This window comes from Modestobacter sp. SYSU DS0290 (assembly GCF_054050955.1).
Map to the genome: position 1 here is coordinate 1 of NZ_JBJHAI010000005.1, position 25,945 is coordinate 25,945.

27 protein-coding genes are annotated in these 25,945 nt (G+C 75.5%); 10 read left to right on the top strand and 17 right to left on the bottom strand.

Going from position 1 to position 25,945, the window contains the following annotated elements:
• Positions 1 to 120 precede the first annotated feature (120 nt).
• The 4 genes from ACI795_RS06435 to ACI795_RS06450 form a co-directional block, all read right to left on the bottom strand.
• Positions 121 to 1,311, bottom strand: coding sequence for an SRPBCC domain-containing protein (locus ACI795_RS06435; RefSeq protein WP_457074490.1), 1,191 nt, complete (start codon positions 1,309 to 1,311; stop codon positions 121 to 123).
• Positions 1,312 to 1,445: 134 nt separating this feature from the next.
• Positions 1,446 to 2,303 (bottom strand): FAD binding domain-containing protein, encoded by an 858-nt coding sequence (locus ACI795_RS06440; protein ID WP_457074491.1) that lies wholly within the window; start codon positions 2,301 to 2,303, stop codon positions 1,446 to 1,448.
• Complete coding sequence (locus ACI795_RS06445; RefSeq protein ID WP_457074493.1) at positions 2,300 to 4,759, bottom strand: xanthine dehydrogenase family protein molybdopterin-binding subunit; 2,460 nt, start codon at positions 4,757 to 4,759, stop codon at positions 2,300 to 2,302. Before ACI795_RS06445 ends, ACI795_RS06440 begins: the two co-directional genes overlap by 4 nt.
• On the bottom strand, positions 4,756 to 5,289 hold the full coding sequence (locus tag ACI795_RS06450; protein ID WP_457074494.1) for a (2Fe-2S)-binding protein: 534 nt from the start codon (positions 5,287 to 5,289) through the stop codon (positions 4,756 to 4,758). The genes ACI795_RS06445 and ACI795_RS06450 overlap by 4 nt, the downstream gene beginning before the upstream one ends.
• Before the next feature lie 120 nt (positions 5,290 to 5,409).
• On the opposite strand from ACI795_RS06450, the gene ACI795_RS06455 reads away from it, so the two are divergent.
• The gene (locus tag ACI795_RS06455) at positions 5,410 to 5,907 is read left to right on the top strand and encodes a DUF3291 domain-containing protein (protein WP_457074495.1); all 498 of its coding nucleotides are present in this window, start codon (positions 5,410 to 5,412) and stop codon (positions 5,905 to 5,907) included.
• Positions 5,908 to 5,911: 4 nt separating this feature from the next.
• Here the strand turns inward: ACI795_RS06455 and ACI795_RS06460 are convergent, their stop codons facing one another.
• Positions 5,912 to 7,141, bottom strand: a complete 1,230-nt coding sequence (locus tag ACI795_RS06460) for an MFS transporter (protein ID WP_457074496.1) — start codon at positions 7,139 to 7,141, stop codon at positions 5,912 to 5,914.
• 138 nt (positions 7,142 to 7,279) lie between these two features.
• On the opposite strand from ACI795_RS06460, the gene ACI795_RS06465 reads away from it, so the two are divergent.
• Positions 7,280 to 8,011, top strand: coding sequence for a hypothetical protein (locus ACI795_RS06465; RefSeq protein WP_457074497.1), 732 nt, complete (start codon positions 7,280 to 7,282; stop codon positions 8,009 to 8,011).
• A gap of 15 nt (positions 8,012 to 8,026) precedes the next feature.
• On the opposite strand, the gene ACI795_RS06470 is transcribed toward ACI795_RS06465, so the two are convergent.
• Together ACI795_RS06470 and mftF are read right to left on the bottom strand one after the other, a co-directional pair.
• Positions 8,027 to 9,319 (bottom strand): multidrug effflux MFS transporter, encoded by a 1,293-nt coding sequence (locus ACI795_RS06470; RefSeq protein WP_457074498.1) that lies wholly within the window; start codon positions 9,317 to 9,319, stop codon positions 8,027 to 8,029.
• 161 nt (positions 9,320 to 9,480) lie between these two features.
• A complete protein-coding gene (gene mftF / locus ACI795_RS06475; protein WP_457074499.1) occupies positions 9,481 to 10,914 on the bottom strand; it encodes a mycofactocin biosynthesis glycosyltransferase MftF in 1,434 nt (477 codons plus the stop codon).
• A gap of 86 nt (positions 10,915 to 11,000) precedes the next feature.
• Here mftF and ACI795_RS06480 point away from each other — a divergent pair, with 86 nt between their 5' ends.
• Entirely contained in the window at positions 11,001 to 11,327 is a 327-nt protein-coding gene (locus ACI795_RS06480; RefSeq protein ID WP_457074500.1) for a PadR family transcriptional regulator, read from the top strand.
• Entirely contained in the window at positions 11,324 to 12,310 is a 987-nt protein-coding gene (locus tag ACI795_RS06485; protein ID WP_457074502.1) for a hypothetical protein, read from the top strand. The genes ACI795_RS06480 and ACI795_RS06485 overlap by 4 nt, the downstream gene beginning before the upstream one ends.
• Before the next feature lie 77 nt (positions 12,311 to 12,387).
• Here the strand turns inward: ACI795_RS06485 and ACI795_RS06490 are convergent, their stop codons facing one another.
• The 3 genes from ACI795_RS06490 to ACI795_RS06500 all read right to left on the bottom strand — a co-directional run bounded on the left by ACI795_RS06490 (position 12,388) and on the right by ACI795_RS06500 (position 16,837).
• Complete coding sequence (locus tag ACI795_RS06490) at positions 12,388 to 12,639, bottom strand: type B 50S ribosomal protein L31 (RefSeq protein WP_457074503.1); 252 nt, start codon at positions 12,637 to 12,639, stop codon at positions 12,388 to 12,390.
• Positions 12,640 to 12,842: 203 nt separating this feature from the next.
• Positions 12,843 to 15,386 carry a polynucleotide kinase-phosphatase gene (locus tag ACI795_RS06495; protein ID WP_457074504.1) on the bottom strand — a complete coding sequence of 848 codons (2,544 nt, stop codon included), beginning with the start codon at positions 15,384 to 15,386 and terminating at the stop codon, positions 12,843 to 12,845.
• Positions 15,383 to 16,837: a 3' terminal RNA ribose 2'-O-methyltransferase Hen1 gene (locus ACI795_RS06500; RefSeq protein WP_457074505.1), complete on the bottom strand. Its 1,455-nt coding sequence runs from the start codon at positions 16,835 to 16,837 to the stop codon at positions 15,383 to 15,385. The genes ACI795_RS06495 and ACI795_RS06500 overlap by 4 nt, the downstream gene beginning before the upstream one ends.
• Before the next feature lie 122 nt (positions 16,838 to 16,959).
• Here ACI795_RS06500 and ACI795_RS06505 point away from each other — a divergent pair, with 122 nt between their 5' ends.
• Positions 16,960 to 17,964, top strand: a complete 1,005-nt coding sequence (locus tag ACI795_RS06505) for an iron-siderophore ABC transporter substrate-binding protein (protein ID WP_457074506.1) — start codon at positions 16,960 to 16,962, stop codon at positions 17,962 to 17,964.
• Between the two features lie 31 nt (positions 17,965 to 17,995).
• Positions 17,996 to 18,997, top strand: coding sequence for an iron-siderophore ABC transporter substrate-binding protein (locus tag ACI795_RS06510; protein ID WP_457074507.1), 1,002 nt, complete (start codon positions 17,996 to 17,998; stop codon positions 18,995 to 18,997).
• A gap of 71 nt (positions 18,998 to 19,068) precedes the next feature.
• Here the strand turns inward: ACI795_RS06510 and mftE are convergent, their stop codons facing one another.
• Complete coding sequence (gene mftE / locus ACI795_RS06515; protein ID WP_457074508.1) at positions 19,069 to 19,761, bottom strand: mycofactocin biosynthesis peptidyl-dipeptidase MftE; 693 nt, start codon at positions 19,759 to 19,761, stop codon at positions 19,069 to 19,071.
• 59 nt (positions 19,762 to 19,820) lie between these two features.
• Here mftE and ACI795_RS06520 point away from each other — a divergent pair, with 59 nt between their 5' ends.
• Positions 19,821 to 19,979, top strand: a complete 159-nt coding sequence (locus ACI795_RS06520; protein WP_457074509.1) for a pyridoxamine 5'-phosphate oxidase family protein — start codon at positions 19,821 to 19,823, stop codon at positions 19,977 to 19,979.
• Complete coding sequence (locus ACI795_RS06525) at positions 19,976 to 21,298, top strand: endo-1,4-beta-xylanase (RefSeq protein WP_457074510.1); 1,323 nt, start codon at positions 19,976 to 19,978, stop codon at positions 21,296 to 21,298. The genes ACI795_RS06520 and ACI795_RS06525 overlap by 4 nt, the downstream gene beginning before the upstream one ends.
• On the opposite strand, the gene ACI795_RS06530 is transcribed toward ACI795_RS06525, so the two are convergent.
• From ACI795_RS06530 to mftA, 5 genes are read right to left on the bottom strand one after another with little or no spacing between them, the layout of a single operon-like run.
• Positions 21,243 to 21,479: a hypothetical protein gene (locus tag ACI795_RS06530; RefSeq protein WP_457074511.1), complete on the bottom strand. Its 237-nt coding sequence runs from the start codon at positions 21,477 to 21,479 to the stop codon at positions 21,243 to 21,245. The genes ACI795_RS06525 and ACI795_RS06530 overlap by 56 nt on opposite strands.
• Complete coding sequence (locus ACI795_RS06535; RefSeq protein ID WP_457074512.1) at positions 21,476 to 21,673, bottom strand: hypothetical protein; 198 nt, start codon at positions 21,671 to 21,673, stop codon at positions 21,476 to 21,478. Before ACI795_RS06535 ends, ACI795_RS06530 begins: the two co-directional genes overlap by 4 nt.
• A gap of 56 nt (positions 21,674 to 21,729) precedes the next feature.
• Entirely contained in the window at positions 21,730 to 22,962 is a 1,233-nt protein-coding gene (gene mftC, locus ACI795_RS06540) for a mycofactocin radical SAM maturase (protein ID WP_457074513.1), read from the bottom strand.
• Positions 22,959 to 23,267, bottom strand: a complete 309-nt coding sequence (gene mftB / locus ACI795_RS06545) for a mycofactocin biosynthesis chaperone MftB (RefSeq protein WP_457074514.1) — start codon at positions 23,265 to 23,267, stop codon at positions 22,959 to 22,961. The genes mftC and mftB overlap by 4 nt, the downstream gene beginning before the upstream one ends.
• Before the next feature lie 7 nt (positions 23,268 to 23,274).
• The gene (gene mftA / locus ACI795_RS06550) at positions 23,275 to 23,394 is read right to left on the bottom strand and encodes a mycofactocin precursor MftA (RefSeq protein WP_457074515.1); all 120 of its coding nucleotides are present in this window, start codon (positions 23,392 to 23,394) and stop codon (positions 23,275 to 23,277) included.
• A gap of 117 nt (positions 23,395 to 23,511) precedes the next feature.
• Here mftA and mftR point away from each other — a divergent pair, with 117 nt between their 5' ends.
• On the top strand, positions 23,512 to 24,105 hold the full coding sequence (gene mftR / locus ACI795_RS06555) for a mycofactocin system transcriptional regulator (RefSeq protein WP_457074518.1): 594 nt from the start codon (positions 23,512 to 23,514) through the stop codon (positions 24,103 to 24,105).
• Between the two features lie 78 nt (positions 24,106 to 24,183).
• Complete coding sequence (locus tag ACI795_RS06560; RefSeq protein WP_457074520.1) at positions 24,184 to 25,341, top strand: diguanylate cyclase; 1,158 nt, start codon at positions 24,184 to 24,186, stop codon at positions 25,339 to 25,341.
• A gap of 7 nt (positions 25,342 to 25,348) precedes the next feature.
• On the opposite strand, the gene ACI795_RS06565 is transcribed toward ACI795_RS06560, so the two are convergent.
• On the bottom strand, positions 25,349 to 25,888 hold the full coding sequence (locus ACI795_RS06565; RefSeq protein WP_457074521.1) for a hypothetical protein: 540 nt from the start codon (positions 25,886 to 25,888) through the stop codon (positions 25,349 to 25,351).
• Positions 25,889 to 25,945: the final 57 nt, after the last annotated feature.

Genomic DNA, 25,945 nt, shown 5'->3' on the forward strand with positions numbered 1-25,945 from the left:
CCCCCCCCCCCCCCCCCCCCCCCCCCCCCCCCCCCCCCCCCCCCCCCCCCCCCCCCCCCCCCCCCCCCCCCCCCCCCCCCCCCCCACGACTGTGCCGGGGAGAGCCTCTGGCTCCCGGGCTCAGCGCTTGCGGCGGCGACGCAGCACGAGGGCGAGCAGCACCAGGACCGCGGTGACCCCGGCGGCCGGCGCCGCGTAGCGCGCCATCGCCGCGCCGCCGGCGACCTCGAGCAGGTCGATCGGCTCGGGCTCGGGCGCCGGGGCGACCGCCGTCGGACGGGGCGTGGCCGGCGGGGTGCTGGCGGCCGGGGTGCCCCTGGCCGGCCCGCCACTGGCGGGCCGGTTCGGCGGCGCGGTGGTGCCGGCCGGCGGACGGCTCGGCGCGGACTTCTTCGCCGGGACGGCCGGGGTGTCGTCCGGCGCCTCGGCCGCGGGGACGGTGTCCGGCGTGGTCACCCCGGTGGGCGAGGCGGCCTTGGCCGGGGCGGCCTTCGACCGGCGCGGCGGCGCCAGCGGGTCGGGCACCGAGGTGGTTTCCGCGGCGGCCGTCCCCTCGGCGGCGCGGGCCGCGGCCGACTTCGCCGGCGCGGCCTTGGCCGCCTTGGCCGGCGCGGCCTTCTTCGCCGGGCCGGCGGCCGCCTCCGCGTCCGCGGCCTTGTCGGCGGCCGCGGCGGCGGTCTTCTTCGCCGCCGCGGCAGCCTTCTTCGCCGGACCCTCCCCGGCACTGCCCTCGGCGGAGGTGGCCACCTCCTCGACGACCCCGGCGGTCGTCGCGGCGGCCTTGGCCGCGGCGGCGGCGACCTTCTTGGTGGCCGTCGGCTCCTGCGGGGTGGCGGCGGCCGCCTGGTCGACGGCGACGTCGCCACCGGTGCTGGCCAGCTGGGCGGCGAGCTTGTCGGCGAACTGGCCCAGCAGCTTGTTGCCCACGTCGGTCATCACGCCGCGGCCGAACTGGGCCGGCCGGCCGGTGATGTTCAGGTCGGTGAGCACGTCGACCCGGGTGGTGCTGCCCTCGGCGGCCAGCGTGGCGGTGATCGTCGCCGCCGCCGTGCCGTTGCCCCGCTGGTCCTTGCCCTTGGCGTCGATGACCGCGCGGTGCGCCGCCTCGTCCTTCTCCACGAACGCCGCCTTGCCCTGGTAGGTCAGCGCGATCGGGCCGAGCTTGACCTTGACCCGGCCGGTGAACTCGTCACCGGTCACCGAGTCCAGCGAGGCGCCGGGCATGCACGGGGCGATCCGCTCGATGTCCAGCAGCACCCGCCAGGCGTCGTCGATCGGCACCGGGACGGTGAACGAGTTCTCCAGCTGCACTGCAGGACCTCCGGGGACGGGTGTGCTCGTGGCCCCCCATCCGACCACGTCAGCAGGGAGTGCGCAGCAGTTCGGCCTGCGGCGCGCCGGACGGCCGGACCGGTGGGACGGACCGGTCCGGCTCGCCGGCGGCGCTACAGGCCGGCCGCCGCGGCCACCGCCCGCCGCGTGAGCACGGTGGCCAGGTGCTGGCGGTAGTCGGCCTGGGCGTTGAGGTCGCTGCTGGGGCTGGTGCCCTCGGCGGCCTGCGCGGCGGCGGCGGTGATCGTCTCCATGCCGACGTCGACGCCGATCAGGGCGGCCTCGGTGGCCCGGGCCCGCAGCGGGGTGGGCCCCATGTTGGTCAGGCCGATCCGGGCCTCGGCGATCCGCCCGTCCTCCCGGCGGACGGCGGCGGCGACCGCGACGATCGACCAGGCCTGGGCGACCCGGTTGAACTTCTCGTACCGCACCCCCCACTCCTCGCCGAGCTTCGGGATGCGCACCTCGACGAGCAGCTCGCCGTCGGCCAGCGCGGTGGTGAGGTAGTCGACGAAGAAGTCCGCCGCGGCGACGGTGCGCCGTCCGGCCGGCCCGGCGATCACGAACTCCGCGTCCAGCGCCAGCGCGACGGCGGGCAGGTCGCCGGCCGGGTCGGCGTGCGCCAGCGCCCCACCGAACGTGCCGCGCCGGCGCACCTGCCGGTCGGCCACCGTCTCGGTGGCCTCCACCAGCAGCCGGCCGTACCGGGCCAGCAGCGGGTCGGTGAGCACGTCGGCGTGGGTGGTCATCGCCCCGATGGCCAGCACGTCGCCCTCCTCCCGGACGCCGCGCAGCTCGGGCACCCGGGTGAGGTCGACGACGGTCTCCGGCGCGGCCAGCCGCAGCCGCATCACCGGGATGAGCGACTGCCCGCCGGCCAGGACCTTGACGTCCTCACCGCCGTCGGCGATCGCCTGCAGCGCCTCCTCGACGGTGGTCGGCCGGGCGTAGGCGAAGGGTGCGGGTATCACTGGGCTGCCTCCTCGACGCCGGACTCGGTGGTGCGGGCGCCGCCGTAGGCGTTGCTGCCCGCGGCGGCCCGGTCGCCGCCGTCGCCACCGCCGTGCAGCGCCCGCCAGACGCGTTCGGGGGTCAGCGGCATGCGGATGTCGCGGACGCCGAGGTGCCGGACGGCGTCGAGGGCGGCGTTGACCACCGCCGGGGTGCTGGCGATGCACCCGGCCTCGCCGACCCCCTTGGCGCCCAGCGGGTTGCCGGTGGCCGGGTGCACGGTGGTGCCGGTGTCGAAGTGCGGGAGGTCGCTGGCCGAGGGCACCAGGTAGTCGACGAAGGTGCCGGTGGTCAGGTTGCCCTCGGCGTCGTAGACCGCCTCCTCGTACAGCGCCTGCGCGATCCCCTGGGCCAGGCCGCCGTGCACCTGGCCCTCCACGATCAGCGGGTTGACGATCGTGCCGACGTCGTCGACGCAGGCGTACTTCCGGATCTTCACGAAGCCGGTGTCCGTGTCGACCTCCATCGCGCAGATGTGCGTGCCGTGCGGGAAGGAGAAGTTCTCCGGGTCGAAGGTCGCCTCGGCGTCGATGGAGGGCTCGATCCCCTCCGGGTAGTCGTGCGCGGCGAAGACGGCCAGCGAGACCTCCTGGATGTCCATCCCGGCCCCCGGCGTCCCGCGGACGGAGAACCGGCCGCCGGTGAACTCCAGGTCGTCCTCGCTGGCCTCCAGCAGGTGGGCGGCGACCCGGCGGGCCTTGGCGACCACCTTCTCCGCGGCCTTGACCACCGCGGTGCCGCCGACGACCAGGGAGCGTGAGCCGTAGGTGTCCATCCCCCGGGGGGAGACCGAGGTGTCCCCGTGGAGCACCTCGACGTCCTCGAACGGCACCCCCAGCTGGTCGGCGACGATCTGGCTCCAGGCTGTCTCGTGCCCCTGGCCGTGCGGGGTCGACCCGGTGACCACCTCGACCTTGCCGGTGGGCAGCATCCGGATCGACGCGGACTCCCAGCCGCCGGCGCCGTAGGCCAGCGAGCCGAGCACCCGGGAGGGCGCCAGGCCGCACATCTCGGTGAAGGTGGAGAACCCGATGCCCAGCTGCACCGGGTCACCGGCCTCACGGCGGCGGCGCTGCTCGGCGCGCAGCTCGTCGTAGCCGATCAGCTCCAGCGCCTGCGCGGTGGCGGTGGCGTAGTCCCCGGAGTCGTACTCGAGCCCGGCGACGGTGGTGAACGGGAAGCTCTCGATCCAGTTCTTCCGCCGCAGCTCCAGCGGGTCCATGTCCAGTTCGACGGCGAGCTCGTCCATGATCCGCTCGATCGCGAAGGTGGCCTCCGGCCGGCCGGCGCCGCGGTAGGCGTCGGTGGGCACCTTGGTGGTGAAGACCCCGTCGCACTCGAACCGGTAGGCCGGGAACCGGTAGATGCCGGGGAACATGAACGCCCCCAGCGCCGGCACCCCGGGGGTGATCAGCCGCAGGTAGGCCCCCATGTCGGCGAGCAGCCGCACCCGCAGGCCGCGCACCGTGCCGTCGCGGTCGGACGCGATGTCGATGAACTGCACCTGGTCGCGGCCGTGGTGGGCGGTCATCAGCGACTCGCTGCGGGTCTCGGTCCACTTGACCGGCCTGCCCAGCCGGCGGGCGATCAGCAGGCAGAGGATCTCCTCCGGGTTGACCTGCAGCTTCCCGCCGAACCCGCCGCCGACGTCGGGGGCGATCACCCGGAGCTTGTGCTCGGGGATGCCGGTGACCATCGCGGCCATCACCCGGAGGATGTGCGGCACCTGGGTGGCCGACCACATCGTGTAGTTGTCGCCGAGCGGCTGGACGACGACCGAGCGCGGCTCCATGAACGCCGGGATCAGCCGCTGCTGCACGAACCGGCGGCTGACCACCACCTCGGCGTCGGCGAACGCCTGGTCGGTGTCGGCACCCGTGCCGGCCTCCCCGGCGTCGAAGACGAAGTGGTAGCTGGTGTTGGACGTGGTGTGCTCGTGCACCAGCGGGGCGCCGTCCTGCACCGCCTGCTCCATGTCGAGCACCACCGGCAGCGGCTCGTAGTCGATCTCGATCGCCTCGAGGGCGTCCGCGGCCGCCGTCCGGCTGCGCGCGACGACGACGGCCACCGCCTCGCCGACGTGGTTGACCCGGTCGACGGCGATCGAGGGGTGCCCGGGGTTGACCATGTCCGGGGTGACCGGCCAGGCGCAGGGCAGCGAGCCCTGCTCGTCGGCGAGGTCGCGGCCGGTGTAGACGGCGACCACGCCGGGCCGCTCCCGCGCGGCGGTGACGTCGACGGCGGTGATCCGGGCGTGCGCCATCGGGCTGCGCAGCACCGCCAGGTGCAGCATGCCGGGCAGCACCAGATTGTCGGTCCACTGCGTGCGCCCGGTGATGAGCCGGGCGTCCTCCTTGCGCCGCCGTGCCTGCCCGACCTCGGGGGCGGGGGCGCCGGGCTCCTCGGTGACGGTCATGCCTGCACCACCACGTGGTCGGCGGCCGCGGTGTCCACCTGGGCGGGGACGACGTGCGCGTCCTCCGCCCGCATCTCCGCGGCGGCGGCGCGCACCGCCTTGACGATGTTCTGGTAGCCGGTGCAGCGGCAGAGGTTGCCCTCGATGCCCTCCCGGACCTCGTCGTCGGTCGGGTCGGGGTTGTCCTGCAGCAGGTCGATCGAGGCCATGATCATCCCCGGGGTGCAGAAGCCGCACTGCAGGCCGTGCATCTCGGTGAACGCCCGCTGGACGGGGTGCAGGGTGGCGCCGTCGGCCAGCCCCTCGACGGTGGTGACCTCGCAGCCGTCGGCCTGGACGGCGAAGACGGTGCAGGACTTCACCGCGTGCCCGTCGAGGTGGACGGTGCAGGCACCGCAGTTGCTGGTGTCGCAGCCGACGACGGTGCCGACCTTGCCCAGCTGCTCCCGCAGGTGGTGGACGAGCAGGGTCCGTGGTTCGACGTCGTCCGTGTAGGACACCCCGTCGACCCGCACGTTGATCTGGGTCACCGAGTCCTCCGCTCCGTTGCGTGGCAGGTGTGTCCGGCGTCACAGCCGGTGCGGAGCTGAGTGTGTCAGCGCAGGTCGGGAGATGGCCACCCCGGGGCGCACGGTCGCTACGGTGCCGTCGTGGCGCCTTCCCACCAGCTCGCCGAGTTCAACGTCTCGCTGCCCGCCGCACCGCTGACCTCCGCCCGGCTGGCCGGGTTCGTGGCCCAGCTCGAGCCGGTCAACGCCCTGGCCGACGCAGCGCCCGGGTTCGTGTGGCGGCTGCAGACCGAGGACGGCGACGCCACCGCGGTGCGTGCCCTCGACGACGACCGGCTGATCGTCAACCTCAGCGTCTGGGAGTCGGTGGAGTCGCTGGGTGACTTCGTCTTCGGCGACCTGCACCTGGCGGTGATGCGGCGCCGCCGGGAGTGGTTCGAGCACGTCCGGGAGGTCATGACCGTGCTCTGGTGGGTGCCCGCCGGCACCCGGCCCACCGTCGCCGAGGCCGAGGACCGGCTGCGCCGGTTGCGCGCGGACGGCCCCACACCGGCCGCCTTCACCCTGCGGCGGGCGTTCCCGCCGCCGGGGAGCACGGCCGAGCAGGCTCCCAGCGACGACTGGTTCTGCCCCGCCTGAGCGGTCAGCGGGCGGCGAGCTCCCGGCGGCGCAGCAGGGCGGAGGCGAGCAGGAAGCCCAGCCCCAGCACGGCCAGCCCGGCACCGACGCCGCTGGGCGCGCGGTAGCCCCAGCCGGCGGCGATGACCAGCCCGCCGAGCCAGGCGCCGAGGGCGTTGGCCGCGTTGAGCGCGGAGTGGTTCAGCGCGGCGCCGAGCATCTGCGCCTCGCCGGCGACCTCCATCAGCCGCAGCTGGAGCAGCACCACCATGGTCGAGGCCGACGCGGCGACCAGGAAGACGTTCGCGAGCAGCGTCGCGGCGTGCAGCGACCCGACCAGCATCAGCGCCAGCAGCGCACCGGTGGCGAGGGTCGCCCCGACCAGGGAGGGGAAGAGCGCCCGGTCGGCCAGCCGGCCGCCCAGCGCCGTCCCCAGCACCCCGCCGACGCCGAAGGCCAGCAGCACCACCGGGACGAAGCCGGCGGACATGCCGGTGACGTCGGTGACAGTGGGCGCGATGTAGCTGTACATGGCGAACAGCCCGCCGAAGCCGACGGTGGCCACGCCCAGGGTGAGCAGCACCTGCGGGCGGCGCAGCGCCCCCAGTTCGGCGCGCATGGAGGCGTCCCGGCGGCCCGGGGTCGAGGGGACCACCAGCAGGATCGCCACGATGGTGACCACCGCGATGCCGACCACCGCCCAGTAGGCCGACCGCCAGCCCAGGTGCTGGCCCAGCCAGGTGGCCGCCGGCACCCCGGCGACGTTGGCCGCCGCCAGCCCGAGCATCACCGAGCTCACCGCGCGACCGCGCAGGTTCGGGGCGACCAGGGAGGCGGCGATCAGCGAGGCCGCCCCGAAGTACGCCCCGTGCGGCAGCCCACCGACGAACCGGGCCAGCAGCAGGGTGCCGTAGCCGGGGGCGAGGGCGGCGAGCGCGTTGCCCACGAGGAACGCGGTCATCAGGCCGACGGCGAGCGCGCGGCGGGGCAGCCGGGCGCCCAGCGCGGCGATCACCGGGGCGCCGACGACGACGCCGAGGGCGTAGGCGGAGATGTAGTGCCCGGCGTCGGGGATGGTGACGCCGGTGCCGCGGGCGATGTCGGGCAGCAGGCCCATGGTGACGAACTCGGTGGTGCCGATGGCGAAACCGCCCAGCCCCAGGGCCCCGATCGCCAGCGTGGCGGTGCGTGCCGAGGGCAGCCCCGGGTCCCGGGTGGTGGTCGGGGACGTCGTGCTCGTCGGCGCTGCGCTCACAGCCGGTGCCAAGGTCGCTCCGGCGTCCCGGCATTCCCGGTCGCCGGTGTGGGACGCGCCTCGACCGCGGTCGCCGTTTCGGCGCGAGCCCGGCGCGCTGCTGCCGAGACTCCCGGGAGGACCCGAGGAGAGGCGTTGATGGCCGGAACCCGCAGGACCACCGCGACGCGCACCACCACCCCGAGGCGCCGGGCGCGACGCCGGGCGCGCCGCCCGGGGCGGTGGGTGGCGCCCACGCTGGCCGTCGCCGGTGGGCTGCTGGTGGCCGCCACCCAGGTGGCGCCCGCGGTGCTGGAGGTCAGCACCGCCAGCCGGGCGGTGGCCGTGGGCGCCCAGCTCAGCGTGAACAGCCCCGTGGGCACCGACCCGTTCACCGCGGCCGTGACCAGCGAGGGGCTGGCCCACGCCGGCTCGGCAGCAGCGCAGCAGGCGGAGACCGGCCTGGTGGTGCCCCAGCCGCCGCGGCCGCACCGGATCGTCGTGGTGCCCAACGCCAACGTGGGCCGGGCGCCGGAGCTCGAGCACCGCCCGGACCCCTGCGGCGGGTCCACGTCGCCGCGGCGGATGGCCCCCGGCGTCGTCGCCGGGCCGGGCTCGGCGACGGTCAGCTGGATGTCGGACGGCCGGGCCGAGGTGCTGTCGTACCGGGTGTCCGCGGTGAGCCAGCGGCTCGTCCCGGGGGAGCAGGCCGAGCCGGTCCGGCAGGTGGTCCCGGCCGCCGAGGGCTGCCAGGAGCAGGCCGTGGTGCTGGCCGGCCTGGCTCCCGGCGTCCCCTACGTGTTCTGGCTGGAGGAGGAGACCCTCAGCCCCAGCACCGGGGTGGCCCGGCTGTACCAGGTGGGCACCTCGGCGCCGGTGGTCATCGGCTGACCACCGGCGCCGGGGTCAGTGCGCGACGGCCGGGGTGTCGGCGGCGTCGACGTCGGTCAGCTGCCACGGCCGGACCACGGTGAACAGCACCACCAGCGCGAGCGCCAGCGAGCCCACGATGACCGTGCCCATGGCCACCGCGTCGTTGCCGAGCAGCCCCACCAGCGGGGAGACCGCGGCGCCCACACCGAACTGGACCGCGCCCAGCAGCGCCGCGGCGGTGCCCGCCGCGTCGCCGTGCCGGGACAGCGCCAGCGCCGGGGCGTTGGGCAGCGCCAGCCCGCACGCGGCGAGCACGGCCCACAGCGGGACGGCGACGCCGAGGAGCCCGCCGAACCCGGTGGCCGCCGTGAGCAGCAGGACCGCGCCGGCGACCGCACCGGCGATCGTGGCCGACACCAGGATCTGCGCCGGGCCGAACCGACGCAGCAGCACCGGGTTGAACTGGGTGGCGCCGATGAGGAAGAACGCGCCGGCACCGAAGAACAGGCCGAACTCCTGCTCGCTGAGGCCGAAGTCCCGCTGGTAGACGAACGAGGACCCGGAGACGTAGGCGAACAGCCCGGCCATGGTCAGGCCGGCGACCAGCACCAGGCCGACGTAGGCCCGGTCGCGCAGCAGCGCCCGGTAGCCGCGCAGCGTGCCGACGACGCCGTTGCTGCGCCGGCGCTCCGGCGGCAGCGTCTCGCGCAGCGCGAACCAGCCCATGACCAGCAACAGCGCGCCGTAGACGGCCAGGATCACGAACACCCCGCGCCAGGAGGTGAACCGGAGCACCTCGCCGCCGATGGTCGGGGCGAGCACCGGTGCGGCGCCGATCACCAGGAACAACCGGGACAGCATCGTGGCGGCCGCCCGCCCGGAGAACAGGTCGCGGACGACGGCGATCGCGATCACCGCGCCGGCCGCGGCGCCGACCCCCTGGAAGAACCGCAGCGCGCCGAGCACGGCGACGTTCGGGGCGAGGAGCACCAGCAGCGAGGCGAGCACGTGCACGGCGGTGCCGGCCAGCAGCGGGCGGCGGCGGCCCAGCGCGTCGGCCAGCGGGCCGAGCACCAGCTGGCCCAGCGCCAGGCCGACGAGGGTGCCGGTGAGGGTGAGCTGGACCGTGGCCGAGGTGGTCTGCAGGTCCTCGGTGATGGTCGGCAGCGCCGGCAGGTACATGTCGATGGTCAGCGGGCCGAGCGCGACGAACGCGCCCAGCACCAGCGCGGTGCGCGCCTGGCCGAGCGGTGCGGGCTCCGGTTCGCGGTGCGCCCGGGCGCCGGTGGTGCGCGCCGCGGCAGCGGTGTCCTGGGTGGTGCTCAAGTGGGGCTCCCCGTGGTCGGTCGTCTTGCGGGGCCGACGCTGGCGTCACCGCACCTTCGCGCTCTCCAAGGCCGGGCCGCGGCGGCTTGTTCCACCTCGTCCGTACGCCGGGTGGTTGTTCACCGAAACGTCACCCCGGCGTGTCCGCCGGCCGGGGCGTGTCAGCCGGCGACCGGCGGTGGCGCGACGGGGAGCAGTGCGGTGGCGTCCCGGGCCCGCCAGGCACCGGCCCACAGCCCGGCGCCGTAGGCGAGGTCCTCCAGCCGGCGCCCGGCGGCGAAGGCCGGCAGGTCCACCTCCGCCCGGTGCGGCCACCAGGCGGCGACGGCGTCCCCGGCCAGCACCGCGAGGACCAGCGCCCGCGCCCGGCGGGAGACCAGCGCCGCGGCGAGCGCGAGCGGCCAGTGGTGGCGGGTCACCGAGCGGGCCAGCATCCGGCCGGCCCCCGCCGTCCCGCGCAGCACCAGCCCCGCCGCCCACCGGTACGGCGGCCGCCGGCCGGGGACGGCCACCCGGACGGCCAGGCGGCGGGCGGCCTCGGCGAGCACCGCGGTGGCGGCGAGCGCCCCGGCCGGCCGGCCGGTGAGCGCCAGCGCCCAGGCGGCCCCCGACCAGGGCGAGAGCACCACCGGCGCGACGAGCGGACCGTGCCGCTGCGCCAGCAGCGCCGCGCCGCTGCCGTAGAAGGCGCGCCGGGTGAGGAAGTCCCGCGGGTCGACCCGGTGCTCGTGGGCCACCCGGGCGGCGGGTTCGTAGCGGACCCGCCATCCCGCGCCGATCAGCCGCCACACCAGGTCGACGTCCTCGGCGACCTGCATCGCCTCGTCGAACCCCCCAGCCAGTGCCGACCGCCGGGCCAGCAGCGCCGCGCTGGGCACGTACGGCACGGCGCTGCGCGGGTGCACCAGGGCCGTCCGCTCCCCCATGTCCAGCGCGCTGGACAGCGCCTCGTAGCGGGCGACCCAGCCCTCGACCCGCGCCGGCAGCGCGGTGATCCGGGGCGCGACCAGCGCGAGCCGCGGGTCGGCGCCCAGGTGCCCGGCCAGGTGCCCCAGCCAGCCCGGTTCGGGCACACAGTCGGAGTCGATGAAGGCCACCAGCGGCGTGGTGGCCGCCCGCAGCCCGGCGTTGCGGGCCGCGGCCGGGCCGCGGGCCTGCTCGTGCCGGACCAGCCGGGCCCCGGCGGCGGCCGCGGCCACCGCGGTGGGGTCGGCGGAGCCGTCGTCCACCACGACCACCGGGCAGTCCGCCGTCCCGGGGTCGGCGCGGAGCGCGGCGAGCAGCCGGGTGAGCCCGTCGGTGCGGTCCTTGACCGGGACGACGACGGTGACGTCGTCGGCGGACGCGGGCGATGCCTCCGGATGGGCGATGCCGGCGCCGACCAGCCGGCCGGCGAGGGTGGCGCTGCGCCGATCGGTGACGGTCACCCGGTCACCGTGCAGCAGTGCCCGGGCGGCCGGGGCCAGGCGCAGCTGCCGCAGCGGTGAGCCGCCGACCAGCACCGCGCCGTCCTCCCGGCGCTGGACGGCCGGGTCCAGCCGGACGACGAGACCGGTGGGCAGCGGCTCGTCCGGCGGGGCAGGCAGCGCGGTCACCACCCGGCGGACCCTAACCGGGAGGGACCACCGCTCAGCAACTCGATGCATCGACAGCCGAGGTATGGCCTCGCTACCGTCGCCCCATGGCGTCCCGCCCGCTCACCGAGCCCGCCTTCCTCGTGCTGGCCGCGCTCGCCGACCGCCCCCGGCACGGGTACGGGGTGATCGGCGAGGTCGAGCAGCTCTCCGGGGGCCGGGTCACCCTCCGCGTGGGCACCCTCTACGGCGTGCTCGACCGGTTGGTCGCCGAGGCGCGCGTGGAGCCCGACCGCGAGGAGGTCCACGCCGGCCGGGTGCGCCGCTACTACCGGCTGACCGGCGCGGGCCGGGAGGCGCTGGAGCAGGAGGTCACCCGCCAGGAGGCGAACGCCCGCGCGGCCCGGGCCCGGCTCGCGGTGCGGCCGGCATGAGCCCGCTGGAGGAGCGCTACCGGCGGCTGCTCGGCCGGCTGCCCGAGCCGGCGCGCTCGCAGTGGGCCGACGACATGACGGAGACGTACCTGTCCGTCACGACGGCCGACGACCCGGAGTACGCGGAGTTCGGCAGCCCGACGGTGGCCGACCGGCTGGACGTCGCCCGGCTGGCCCTGCGCCTCCGGCTCGGTGCGCCCGGCGCCTCGGTGCGCGCGGTCGCCACGGGGGCGACGGTGCGGCTGGTGGCCGTGGCCGGCACGGTCGCGCTGGCCGCCACGGCCCTGGTCGGGCTGGTCTCGACGGCATGGCTGCACGGCGCGCTGCCCTTCGTCGACGCCCCCGACGTGGGTGGGCCGGTGCACTGGGGGCCGGAGGACGCCCTCCGCACGGTGGGGAGTGCGCTCACCGTCGTCCTGGCCGGGTGCGTGGTGCGCGGGCTGGCCGTCACGCGGCCGCTGGCCCTGGTGGTCCTCGTCGGGGAGCTGGTCCTGGCACTGCTGCGGCCGGTCCAGCCACTGGACCTGTTCCCCCTGCTGACCCTCGCGGTGCCGTTGGTCGCCGCCGCCCTGGTCCCCACCGGTCGCCCGGTCCGCCACCCGGGGTGGCTCTCCTGGCTGGGCCTGCTGCTCCTCTCCCCCTGGGCCTTCGGCGCGGCGGCGGTGGCGTCGTCGCCGGGTGAGCCGGCCGGCTGGCTGCTCGCCCTGGGCGACCCGTTCGTCCAGCTGGGGATCGTGCTGGTGGGCAGCGGCGCAGTGCTGCTGGCCCGCCGGCGGACGGCGCGTGGCCCGGCCGAGCTCGCCGTGGCGGTCCTGGCCGCCGCGCTGCTGCCCGCCCTGGCCGTCCACCTGCCCTACGCCGCCCCGGCCGGGTACTCCCCCACGGTGCTGGCGGTGGCGATCGGCACGGCGGGGACGGCCGCCCTGACCGGGGTGGTCGGCCTGCGCGCCGTCCGGACCCTGCCGGCCGACGTCCCGGCCTGACCCGACACCGCCCAGGACGCAGCGACGCCCCCGCCGGCCCGGGGAGGGCCGACGGGGGCGTCGGGAGAGCGGAGCGGTCAGCCGCGGGTGCGGGCGCCGTACCGCTGGTTGAACTTCTCGACCCGCCCGGCGGTGTCCAGCACGCGCTGGTTGCCGGTCCAGAAGGGGTGCGAGGAGGCGCTGATCTCGACCGGGACCACCGGCAGGGTCTCGCCGTCCAGCTCGACCGTCCGCTCGGTGGCGATCGTCGAGCGGGTGCGGAACGTGGCACCGGTCGACGTGTCCTGGAAGACGACGGTCCGGTACTCGGGGTGGATGCCGTTGCGCATGGTGGGGTCCTCTCGGTCTGCGCGGGACGTCCGCCCCCGGCGGGGCGGGCTGATCGCGACTGCCCGGTACAACCGGCCGCTGGGGTCCGCTGTTCCCCGCCGGCCGCCGTGCGGGTCAACCCGCACCAGCGGACGTGTGGCCGCGCCGTGGCACGGCTCCACGTGAGGTTGCGCGGGTCGACCCGGACGACGGTCGAGCCAGCTCAGAGCCGGGGGTCGACCGGCTCGGACTCCAGCGCCAGCACGGCGAACACGCACTCGTGCACCCGCCACAGCGGCTCACCGCGGGCCAGCCGCTCCAGGCCCTCCAGCCCCAGCGCGTACTCCCGCAGCGCCAGCCCGCGCTTGCGGCCCAGGTTCCGCTCGCGCAGCCGGGCCAGGTTCGCCGGCTCGGTGTACTCGGGGCCGTAGACCAGCCGCAGGTACTCCCGGCCGCGCACCTTGAGCCCGGGCTGCACCACGCCGCGGCGTCCGCGGGTGAGGTTGCCGGCGGCCTTGACCACCATGCCCTCCCCGCCGCCGGCGGTCAGCTCGGTCCACCAGGCGGTCGCGGCCTCCTCCTGCGCCGGGTCGGTGACGTCGACGAACCGGTGCGTGGTGCTCCGCAGCAGCTCCGGGTCGGCGGCGGCCAGCCGGTCGGCGAGGGCGAGGTGCTCGGCGTGCGGGCGGTCGTGGAAGGTCGCCCCGGCGGCGGCGAGCAGCTGGAACGGGGCGAACGCGGTGCCGGTGAGCCCGTCGGTGGGCCAGCAGTAGCGCCGGTAGGCGGCGGTGAACCCCTCGGCGTCGGCCCGGCGGGAGCGCTGGCGGGCCAGCAGCGCACCGACGTCCTGACCCCGGCCGGCCGCCTGGGCGAGCACCGCCTCGGCCACCGGCAGCGCGGCGCGGGCCGCGGTGCCGACCGGTGCGTACTGGCCGCGGATCAGCTCCCCGGCCTTGGCCGACCAGGGCAGCAGCTCGCCGTCGAGCAGCAGCCAGTCGCTGCCCAGCTCGTCGAAGAGCCCGGCCGTCCGCGCCGCCACCGCCAGCCGGGCCAGGAAGGCCGCGGTCAGCTCCGCACCGAAGAACGACCGCCCGGTGCGGGTGTACAGCGCCCCGCGCTCGGTGACCGGCCGCGCCGGGTCGCCGTCCGCGTCGGCGCGGCGGACCAGCGCCACCGCCCGGGAGCCCATGTGCTTCTCCTGGCAGACCACCCGGTCCACGCCCTCGCCGCGGTAGTAGGAGAACGCCTCGGCCGGGTGCTCCAGCAGGTCCTCCCGCGCAGCGGTGGCCACCGGGCTCATCGTCGGCGGCAGGTACGCCAGCTGCTGCGGGGCGAGCGCGAAGCGGCTCATCACCTCGATCGCGGCGGCCGCGTTCTCCTCGCGCACGGTCACCCGCCCGGACAGCCGGGTCTCCACGACCCGCTTGCCCAGCACGTCGGCGACGTCGAGGACGGCGTCGGGGCGCGCCGGGGGCTGCTCGTCGGGGGTGAGGAACGGGCGGGCGGGCTCGTACCAGGTGCGCTGCGCGGGCACCCCGACCAGTTCGCGCTCGGGGTAGCGCAGCGCGGTGAGCCGCCCGCCGAACACGCAGCCGGTGTCCAGGCACATCGTGTTGTTGACCCACTCCGGCTCGGGCACCGGGGTGTGGCCGTAGAGCACCATCGCCCGGCCGCGGTAGTCCTGGGCCCAGGGGTAGCGCACCGGCAGGCCGAACTCGTCGGTCTCCCCGGTGGTGTCCCCGTACAGCGCGAAGCTGCGCACCCGGCCGCTGGACCGCCCCTGCAGCTTCTCCGGCAGGCCGGCGTGCGCGACGACGAGCGCACCGCCGTCGAGCACGAGGTGGCTGACCAGGCCGTCGCAGAAGGCCTCGACCTCGGCGCGGAACTCCGCGCTCTCCCCGGCCAGCTGCTCCAGCGTCTCGGCCAGGCCGTGGGTGAGCTGCACGTCCCGGCCGCGCAGCGCCTTGACCAGCTTGTTCTCGTGGTTGCCGGGCACGCACAGCGCGGTGCCGGCACGGACCATGCCCATCACCAGCCGCAGCACGCCCGGGGAGTCGGGTCCGCGGTCGACCAGGTCGCCGAGGAAGACCGCCGTCCGGCCCTCGGGGTGGTGCGCCCCGACCGGCCGGCCCGCGTCGTCCCGCGTCAGCTGCCAGCCCAGGGTGCTGAGCAGCTGCTCCAGCTCCGCCCGGCAGCCGTGCACGTCGCCGACGACGTCGAACGGGCCGGTGAGCTCGCGCTTGTCGTTGTACTGCTTCTCCCAGGTGACCACCGCCGACTCGACGTCCGCCACCGAGCCGAGCCGGTGCACCTTGCGGAACCCCTCCCGGGACAGCCCGCGCAGCCCGCGGCGGAGCTCGGCGCGCTGCCGGCGGACCACGCCCGGGTCGAGGTCGCGGTCGGTGCGGGCGGCGTTGCGCTCCTGGCAGACGCCCTCGGGCAGGTCGAGCACGATCGCCACCGGCAGGACGTCGTGGTCGCGGGCCAGCTGCACCAGCGAGGCGCGGTCCTCCCGCTTGACGTTGGTCGCGTCGACGACGGTGAGCCGGCCGGCGCGCAGCCGGGTCGCGGCGATGAAGTGCAGGACGGCGAAGGCGTCCGGGGTGGCCGCCTGGTCGTCCTCGTCGTCGGCGACCAGACCGCGGCAGACGTCGCTGGAGAGCACCTGGGTGGGGCGGAAGTGGGCACGGGCGAACGTGGACTTGCCCGAGCCGGAGGCGCCGATCAGCACCACCAGCGCCAGCTCCGGGACGGCGAGCTCGGTCATGCCGCCACCTCCACCGTGGCGCCCCGGCGGAAGACCGCCAGCTGGGTGGGCGGGCCCACCTCCGGGTCGTCCTCGCCGACGCCGAGCAGGCGCACGGTGTAGCCGTTCCGCTCGGCGACGCCCTCCGCCCAGGCGGCGAACTCCGCCCGGGTCCACTCGAAGCGGTGGTCGCGGTGCCGGAACCCGCCGGCGGCCAGCGCGGGGTAGCGCACGTTGTGCTCGACGTTGGGCGTGGTGACGACGACGGTCGCCGGTGCGGCCGCGGCGAACAGGGCGTCCTCCAGGGCGGGCAGCCGGTCGGGGTCCAGGTGCTCGACGACCTCCATGAGCACGGCGGCGTCGTACCCGGCCAGCCGCGCGTCCCGGTAGGTGAGCGCGCTCTGCAGCAGGGTGAGCCGGGCACGCTGGCGGTCGGGCATCCGGTCCAGGTGCAGCCGGCGGGCGGCCACCTGCAGCGCGCGGGCGCTGACGTCGACGCCGACGACCTCGGTGAACGACGCCTCGGCGAGCAGCGCCGGCAGCAGGGCGCCGCTGCCGCAGCCCAGGTCGACGACCCGGTGCGCGCCGGCCGCCCGCAGGGCCGCGAGCACCGCGCCGGCCCGCAGCTGGGCCAGCGGGGTGGGCCGGTCGGCGGGCGCGTCGTCCACCGGGGCCACCACCTCTGGGGTCACCACCTCTGGGGCAACCGCGTCGTCGAACGCCTCGGCGGCCGCGTCGTCGACCTCGGCGAGCCGGGCGAGGGCCTGTCCGGCCAGGGCACGGCGATGCGCCAGGTAGCGGGCGGTGATCAGCTCGCGCTCGGGGTGGCCGGCGAGCCAGCCCTCGCCGGCGCGCAGCAGCTTGTCGATCTCGTCGGTGCTGACCCAGTAGTGCTTGGCGTCGTCGAGCACCGGCAGGGCGACGTAGAGGTGGTTGACGGCGTCGGCCAGCCGCAGCGTGCCGGTCAGCCGCAGGTCGACCAGCCGGGAGTCGCCCCACTCCGGGAACTGCTCGTCCAGCGGCAGCGGGGTGGCCCGCACGGTCCAGCCCAGCGGGGCGAAGAAGCGCTCGGCCAGCTCCGCGCCGCCCCGGCAGGACAGCGCCGGCAGGTGCACCTCCAGCGGCAGCGGCTCCCCGACCAGGTCCGGCCGCTCCTTGCTGATGCCCCGGCGCGCGCTGGCGAAGGCCTTGCCCAGGGCGACCGCGAGCAGGCTGGAGGCGGCGTAGGGCCGGTCGTTGACGTACTGGCCGAGGCTGAAGCCCTCGGTGGTGCCGCGGGCGCCACGGACCAGCCCGATCGGGTCGACCTCCAGCAGCAGCGCGACGGTGCAGCGCTGCTCGGTCGCCTCCGGGTAGAAGACGTGCGCGACCCCGGTGGACACCTCGACCTGCTGCGCCCGGGCGGGGTTCTTGTGCAGCAGGAAGCCCAGGTCGGTGGCGGGCTCGTGGGTGGTCGACAGGGTCAGCAGCACCGCGGCAGTCTGGCGGTTCCGGTACGCCTCCGGCCAGTGCGTTCCCGGGTAGCGCGGTGACCACTTCGCGACCTCCACGTGGTTAGGTGAGCCTCACCTGACCTGTCCACGAGGAGATCACCTTGCCCCACCGCCCCGCGCGGCTCGCCGCCGCCCTCCTGACGAGCGCGCTCGCCCTCACCGCCTGCGGCTCCGCCGACCCGGCCGACGCCGACACCGCCGCCGACAGCTCGACCAGCGCCTTCCCGGTGACGATCGAGCACGCGTTCGGCGAGACCACCATCGAGGAGGAGCCGCAGGACGTCGTCACCTGGGGCTTCGGCAGCACCGACGCCGCCCTGGCGCTCGGCGTCGTCCCGGTGGCCATCCCCTTCCAGGCGTACGGCGGCAACGAGGAGGGGCTGCTCCCCTGGATCGCCGACGAGCTGGCGGAGCTGGGTGCGGACACCCCGACGGTCCTGCCCGACTCGGTCGAGGTGCCCTTCGAGGCGATCGCGGCCGCCCAGCCCGACGTCATCCTGGCCAACTACTCCGGCATCACCGCCGAGGAGTACGAGCTGCTCAACGACATCGCGCCGACGGTCGCCTACCCCGGCGAGGCGTGGGCCACCCCCTGGCGGGACGTCGCCACCACCGTCGGCCTGGCCCTCGGCAAGCAGGAGGAGGCCGCCGAGCTCGTCGCGGAGACCGAGCGGGCGGTCGCCGACGCCGCTGCGGAGCACCCCGAGCTGCAGGGCAAGACCGTCGCGGCGGTGTGGGACACCGCCGGCACCTTCTACGTCTACGAGGCCGCCGACCCCCGGGTGGAGTTCCTGACCGACCTCGGACTGGAGGTCGCCCCCAGCGTCCGCGAGCTCTCCACCGGGGAATCGACCTTCTACTACACACTGAGCCTCGAGGAGGTCTCCAAGCTGACCAGCGACATCCTCCTCAGCTACGCCTCCACCCAGGAGGAGTCGGACACCTTCGTGGCGCAGCCCTACGCGCAGACGATGGAGCAGATCACCACCGGTCATCACGCCACACTGATCGGCGACGAGCTCATCGCCGCCGTCTCCCCGCCGACCGTGCTCTCCATGACCTGGGGTCTGGACGAGTACCTGGCCGCACTCTCCGCGGCCGCCTGACCCCGACCTCACCAGAACCAGGAGCTCCTGCATGTCCTCCCGACCCGCCCTCCGCGCCACGGCCGCGCTGGCCGCCGCGCTCGTCCTGGCCGGCTGCGGTTCCGACTCCGGGGAGGAGTCCGGCACCGCCGCCGGCACCGACCCCACGACCAGCTCGTCCGACGCCTTCCCGGTCACCGTGAGCACCGCCTTCGGTGACGTGGAGGTGCCCGAGGAGCCGACCCGGGTGGTGGCGCTGGGCTGGGGCGACGCGGAGACGGCGCTCGCCCTGGGCGTGCAGCCGGTGGGCGCCAGCGACTGGCTCGGCTTCGGCGGCGAGGGCGTCGGCCCCTGGGCCGAGGGGCTCTACGACGAGGCCCCGGAGCTCATCGCGACGATCGAGCCCAGCTATGAGGCGATCGCGGCGCTCGAGCCGGACCTGATCCTGGACACCAAGTCCCCGGCCACCCAGGAGCGCTACGACGCGCTGAGCCGCATCGCGCCGACGATCGGGCAGCCCGAGGGCGCCGACCAGTACCTGACCAGCCCGGAGCAGCAGCTGGAGATGATCGGCGCCGCGCTCGGCAAGAGCGAGGAGGCCGCCGAGCTGCAGGCCGAGGTCGACCAGGCGTTCGCCGACGCCGCTGCCGCCCACCCCGAGTTCGACGGGAAGACGGTGGTCGTCGGCACCCGCACCGCCGAGGGCTACGGCGCGTACGTGGAGGGCGACACCCGGGTGGAGTTCATGGAGCAGCTGGGCTTCACCAACTCCCCGGCGGTGCAGGAGCTCGCGGAGGACAGCTTCTCCATCTCGCTCAGCAACGAGCAGCTCCCGCTGCTGGACGCCGACCTCACGGTGATGTTCCCGATCTTCATCGACGCCGCCGAGATCACCGACGACCCGCTGTTCCAGGCGGTGCCCTCGGTGCAGGACGGCCGCGCGGTGGTGCTCGACGACACCACGCTGACCAACGCCTTCTCGATCGGCACCCCGCGGGCCACCCAGTACGCGCTGGAGAACGCCGTCCCGCTGTTCGCCGGCGCCCTGAGCTGACGAACCCCGCCGACATGGCCATTCTGGCGCCCGGAGGAGCCGCCAGAACGGCCATGTCGGCACTCAGGGGGTCAGCCGCGGAGCCGGCCGGTGGGGTCGACGTCCCAGCCGGCGACGGCGGTCAGCAGCCGCCGCACGATGCCCGCGAGCAGCTGCGCCCCCTCGTCCGCCGAGGCGCCGGTGGGGTCGCCCAGCACGCCGTCCGGGCTCACCCCGCGCACCCCCTCGGTCCGCAGCCGGGGCAGCAGCTCCGCGATCGGCGTGGTCTCCCCGGGGGCGGCGAGCGCCTCGCGCACCTCGTCCGGTTCCACGTGCAACATCAGTGACGTCTCGGTCCGGCCGGCGTGCGCGTCGCCCCCGGCGACGCCGCAGGGGAACCAGGCGACGTCCCGCCCCTCGGTGCGCAGCAGCGGCACCGCCGCCCGCAGCGCGTCGAGGTTGCCGCCGTGGCCGTTGACCACCAGCACCCGGCCGGCCCACCGCCCGGCCGAGCGGCCGTACTCGGTGAGCAGGGCGGTGAGCGCCTCGGTGCCCAGCGAGATGGTGCCGGGGAAGCCCTCGTGCTCGCCGCTGGCCCCGTAGCCCAGCTCCGGCGCGAGCCAGGCGCCGTCCAGGTCCGGGACGACGGCCTCGGCCACCGCACGAGCGACGACGGTGTCGGTGGCCAGCGGCAGGTGCCGGCCGTGCTGCTCGACCGACCCCAGCGGGACGACGACCAGCGGCCGCGACCCGATCTCCGGCCAGGTGGCCTCGCTCAGCCTCACGGCCGGGAACCCTGCCAGACGGGGTGTCGCCGCCACCGGCACGGGGCACGGGGCAGCCCATGACCACCGACGGCACCCGCAAGGTCGCCGAGCTGCTGACGGGCCAGCGGCTCGGGATGCTCACCACCACCGCACCGCAGGGCACGCTGACCAGCCGCCCGATGGCGCTGCAGGAGGTCGAGTTCGACGGCGGCGAGAACGAGACCGTCCGGCTGTGACGGACGGCGGCGCACTCCGGTCGTTCGCCGACCGGGCGTTCACCGTCGACCCGGCGCTCCGGCACCGCGTCGCCGACGCCACGGTGACCGTCCGCGGCGCCGACGGCCGACCGCTGACCGGGGCGGAGGTGACCGTCGCCCAGACCCGGCACGCGTTCGGCTTCGGCTGCATCGGCTTCGACTTCGTCCCGCTGGCCAACGGTGAGGTGGGGACGGCGGGCGGCCCGGGCTCGGTGTTCGGGGCGGCGGCCGACCCGGCGGGCGCCGAGGAGCTGGCCGACCGCTGGTTCGACCTGTTCAACACCGCGACGCTGCCGTTCTACTGGGGCGACTTCGAGCCCGAGCGCGGCCGGCCGGACACCGCGCGGCTGCGGCGGACCGCGGAGTGGTTCCGCGCCCGGGGTGCGGCGGTGAAGGGCCACCCGCTGGCCTGGCACACGCTGGCGCCGGACTGGCTGCTGGAAATGTCGAACACCGAGATCGAGGCAGAGCTGCGGGGCCGGATCCGGCGGGAGGTCGCCGGCCTGGCCGGGGTGGTCGACACCTGGGACGCGATCAACGAGGTCGTGATCATGCCGGTGTTCGACAAGTACGACAACGGGCTGACCCGGCTCGCCCGGGACCTGGGCCGGATCGGCACCATCCGGCTGGCGTTCGAGGAGGCGCGGGCGGCGAACCCGTCGGCCACCCTGCTGCTCAACGACTTCGACATGTCCACCGCCTACGAGTGCCTGATCGAGGGCGTGCTCGAGGCGGGCGTCCAGGTCGACGCGCTCGGGCTGCAGAGCCACATGCACCAGGGGTACTGGGGCGAGGAGCGGACCCTGGCGACGCTGGAGCGGTTCGCCCGCTACGGCCTGCCGATCCACTTCACCGAGAGCACCCTGCTCTCCGGTGACCTGATGCCGCCGGAGATCGAGGACCTCAACGACTGGCAGGTCGACGAGTGGCCGTCCACCCCCGAGGGCGAGGCACGGCAGGCCGACGAGGTGGTGCGGCACTACCGCACGCTGCTGTCGCACCCCTCGGTGGAGTCGGTGACGTACTGGGGCCTGTCGGACGCGGGGGCGTGGCTGGGTGCGCCGGTCGGGTTCGTCCGCGCCGACGGCTCACCGAAGCCGGCGTACGACGCGCTGCACGGGCTGGTGAAGGGCGAGTGGTGGCGGCCGCCGACGACGCTGCGCACCGACGACGCCGGCCGGGTGCCGGTGCGCGGCTTCCTCGGCGACTACGAGCTCACCGCCGTCGGGACGACGGCGGTGTTCAGCCTCGACCGACCGGGCCCCGTGGCGCCGGAGGCTCGGCTGACCGCGGGATGAGCGCGGCCCGGCGCTGCACCCAGAGCACCAGGGGGGCGGTTCCCGCTCCGGCGATCAGCCCGGTGACCACCGTCGTGGTCGTCGACGACCAGTCGGTGACCAGCAGCACGACGACGGCCACCAGCACGGTCCAACCGAACAGCAGCGCGGAGCCGAGGACGATCAGCCGCCGCCGGGTCACCGCGGCTCCCCATCGGCTCCCCGGGACCCGAACCGCACCACCAGCAGGCCGGCCAGCCCACCACCGAGCAGAGCCAGGCCGAGGAGCAGGTACGCCAGCGGCGCGTCGGCCGAGGCGAGGTAGAGCACGAGCCACCCGAGGCCGACGACGCCGTTGAGCAGCGTGACCACCCGCAGGATCGTGATGCTCTCCACGCGCGGCACCCTGGCAGCCCGCCGCGCCGTGGGCAACAGCGCGGCGGGCGGCCGGGTCAGTCCAGCTGCAGGCCGGCGAGCGGCGACTCGTCGCAGATCTTCGCCGGCGGGATCGACGGCATGCCCAGCAGGGTGGGCTGGCCGCGCACCGGGCCCTTGTGCGAGTGGTCCAGGTGGCTCTTGGGCGTGACCAGCTCGAGGTCCCGGGCCGCCAGCGCGCTCTCCCCGTAGCCCTGCACGCACTCCGGGTCGGGCCCGTCCAGGGGCAGGCCGGTGAAGAACTTCGCCGCCATGCAGCCGCCCCGGCAGGCGTCGAAGTGGGCGCACTTGGTGCAGGCGCCGCCGGTCTGCGGGCTGCGCAGCTCGGTGAACAGGTCCGAGGTCTGCCAGACCCGCTGGAACCCACCGGGAGAGCGCACGTTGCCGGCGAGGAAGTTCTCGTGGATGGCGAACGGGCAGGCGTAGACGTCGCCGACCGGGTCGATCAGGCAGACCACCCGGCCCGCGCCGCACAGGTTCAGCCCGGGCAGCGCCTCCCCGAACGCGGAGAGGTGGAAGAACGAGTCGCCGGTGAGCACGTTGTCGCCGTTGGCCAGCAGCCAGGAGTAGAGGTCCTTCTGCTGGGCCATCGTGGGGTGCAGCTGGTCCCAGACGTCGGCCCCGCGACCCGACGGGCGCAGCCGGGTGATCCGCAGCTGGGCGCCGTAGCGGTCGGTGAGCTCCTTGAACTCGTCGAGCTGCCCGGCGTTCTCCCGGGTCACCACGACGGAGACCTTGAAGTCCTTCATGCCGGCTTCGGCGAGGTTCTCCAGCGCCCGGGTGGCGGTGGCGAAGGAGCCGGCCCCGCGGACCCGGTCGTTGACCTCGGCGGTGGCGCCGTCCAGGGAGATCTGCACGTCGACGTAGTCGGTGCGGGCCAGCTGCGCGGCGCGGGCCTTGTCCAGCTTCACGCCGTTGGTGGAGAACTTGACCCCGACGTCGTGCCCGATGGCGTAGTCGAGCAGGTGCCAGAAGTCCGGCCGGACGGTCGGCTCGCCACCGCCGACGTTGACGTAGAAGACCTGCATCCGCTGCAGCTCGTCGATGACCGCCTCGGCCTCGGCGGTGGACAGCTCCCGGGGGTCACGCCGCCCGGAGGAGGACAGGCAGTGCACGCACGCCAGGTTGCAGGCGTAGGTGAGCTCCCAGGTCAGGCAGATGGGGGCGTCGAGGCCGTACTCGAACTGGTCGACCAGCCGGCCGCCGACGGGACGGTCGTGGGTGGGGCGTGACGGCAGCACTGCGGTCATGCGGGGGTTCCCTCCGAACGAGGTTCGATCATCTGCGACCGGGCGAGGTCGGCCAGCGCCTTCACGTAGGCCGGGTGCTGGGCGTCGGGCACGTCGCAGGCGGCGAGCGTGGCGGCGACGTCGGGGTGGTCGGCGAGGGACTCCACGACGCGGACCAGCGCCTTCGACTTCAGGAAGGAGAGCTTCCGGTTGCCGAAGTGGTAGACCAGCGCGCCGAACGGCTCCGGCCGCAGCGCGACCGACCGGGCCCGCCGCCAGGGGAGTGCGGGGTCGAATCCGGCTGCGGCCGGAGCGGGGGCGGTCACGGTCGGCTCAGTAGACGCCGCACATGCCGTCGATGGAGACCTCCTCGACGAGGGACTCCTCGACCAGCGCCTCCTCGGCGGGCACGGCGTGGTCGATCTGGCTGTCCTGCTGGGTGGTCTCGGGCACCATTGCCTCCGGGTGAGCTGGGTCACGTGGACTCCGGCGACGCTAGGTGACACCCAGTGCCACGGACAAGGGCGATGAGGGCCCCTTTCCGCGCGGCGGAAGAGAGAGGATGGCGGGGTGGTCGAGACGGTGGTCGGGGACGCGCGGGACCTCACGCGGGCCCGGATCGAGCAGGCCGCGCTGGAGCTGTTCACCGGCACCGGCTTCGAGCAGGTGACCACCGACGAGGTCGCCGACGCCGCCGGGATCAGCCGGCGCACCTACTTCCGCTACTTCGCGACCAAGGCCGACGCGGTGTGGGGCGACTTCGCCGGGCACGTCCGCCGGCTGGAGGAGCGGCTGGCCGCCACCGATGGCCGGCAGCCGGTGATGGCCTCGATCTGCGCGGCCTACGTGGAGGTCAACGACTACGCCGAGGCCGACCTGCCGATGCTGCGGCAGCGAATGCGGCTGATCCTCACCGAGCCGGCGCTGCAGGCGCACTCCCAGGTGCGCTACGCCGACGTCGACCGGGTGGTGGCCGAGCACGTGGCCCGGCGCACCGGGACGACGCCGGACGACCTGCTGCCGCGGCTGGTCGCCACCAGCACGCGCGCGGCGGCGACGACGGCGTTCGAGGTGTGGCTCGCCGACGGCGGCATCACCCTGGCGACCTCGCTGCACAGCGCCTTCGACCAGCTCGCCGACGGCTTCCCCGCCCTGCGCCGCTGATCCCCGGGGCTCCCCCCTCCGGGTGGCCGCCCCGGCGGAGGTGGCCAGCAGTCGCCCGCAGGAGCCGATGACCCCGGGGTGACCACCAGCGCCCCCGCGAGCGACGTCGCCGGGCAGCGCCGGGACGATGTCCGGGTCGCGGTGCGCCGGGAGGCGCTCGACCAGGCCCGCTCCTCCGGACTGCTCGTCGGCGCGATCGCGGCGGTCGGCTACCCCGCGTGGAGCGTGCTGGACCTCCTCCTGGAACCCGCGGTCGCCGGCTCGCTGGTGCCGGTCCGGACGGTCGGCACGGTGCTCATCTGGATCGCGCTGGCGCTGCTGTGGCGGCACCCGCTGGGCCGGCAGCAGCCGGGGCTGCTCGGCTTCGCCGGCCTGGCGGTCGTCCAGCTGACCACCGCCTGGATGCTCGCGCTGGTCGACCACGTCGAGTTCTACCTGCTCGGCCTCTCGCTGGCCCTGCACGGCAGCGGCGTGCTGCTCACGGCGCGCTTCCGGTGGACCGTGGCCCTGGTCTCCACGACGTGGGCTGCGGTGGGGCTGGCGGTCGCCGCTGCCCCCTCGCAGATGAGCGGGCGCACCACCGCGGCCGTCGTCGTCTACATCGCGCTCACCTCGCTGGTGGCCCTGCTGGCCCACTGGCGGCGCGGCAGGCTCGCGGCGGCCGAGCTGGCCACCCGCGTCCGGTTGGACGCCGAGCAGCGCCGCACCCAGCAGCTGCTCGTCCGGCTGGAACGGCTCAGTCACGAGGACCCGCTGACCGGCCTGGCCAACCGCCGGCGCTGGGACGCCGAGCTCGCGGAGTGCTGCACCCGAGCCCGGGAGACGGGTGCCCGGCTGGCGGTCGTGCTGCTGGACGTCGACCACTTCAAGCGCGTGAACGACCGGCTCGGCCACGCCGCCGGCGACGCTGCCCTGCAGGCGGTGGCCGGACTGCTGCGCAGCCGGGTCCGCGCCGGTGACCTGGTCGCGCGGCTGGGCGGCGACGAGCTGGCCGTGCTGCTGCCCGGGGCCGGGCTGGACGACGCGGCCCGGCTGGCCGAGCGGGTCCGGGCCGACTCGCACGCGCTGTGCCCCGAGGGCTTCACCGGGCCCGGGGTCAGCCTCTCGCTCGGCGTCGCCGCCGCCGTGGGCGCCGGAGCCGATCCCCGTGGCCTGCTGGCCTCGGCGGACGCCCAGCTCTACCGGGCCAAGGGGAGCCGGGACGCCGTTCGCACGGCGGACGCCGCGCTCGTCTGACCCGGGGTCAGCCGGCCGACGAGTCGCCGGTGAGCTCCGCCCGGCGCCGCCGCAGCCGCGCCGGCTCCCGGTACCAGGACACCGCCGCGCCGAGAACGACCGCAGTGCCCAGCCACCACCACGGGGTGCCGGTCAGCGCGAGCACCACGGTGTAGCCACCGACCAGCACGAGAACCGCCAGGGTGACTCCCGGGAGGTGCGTCGCCGCGGTCAGCCGCCCGTCGAGCAGCCGGACGGCGGCGCCGCGCACCCGCGGGTCGGCCGGCACCGGCCCTCGTCGCGCGGCGCGGTGGGCGGTCCGCGCCTCGTCGTCGCCGAGCCCTTCGGTGACCTCCCGGTACAGGGCGTCGTCCCGGCGGGCGTTCGGCACGCGGCCCAGCGCACCCGCCACCCCCACGACCAGCCCGCTCAGCAGCACAGGGGGCAGAGAACGGGCCGGGTCGTCGTCGGTGACGAGCAGCGCCGCACCGAACGCGGCGGAGGCACAGAGGAGCCCGACCAGGAGGGACTGCGCCCACCACGGCAGACGCGGAACGGGAACGGCCACTGCGCGAGAGTGGCAGGCCGCGACGCGGGACACCAGCTCCCGCGCCACGGCCGGTGG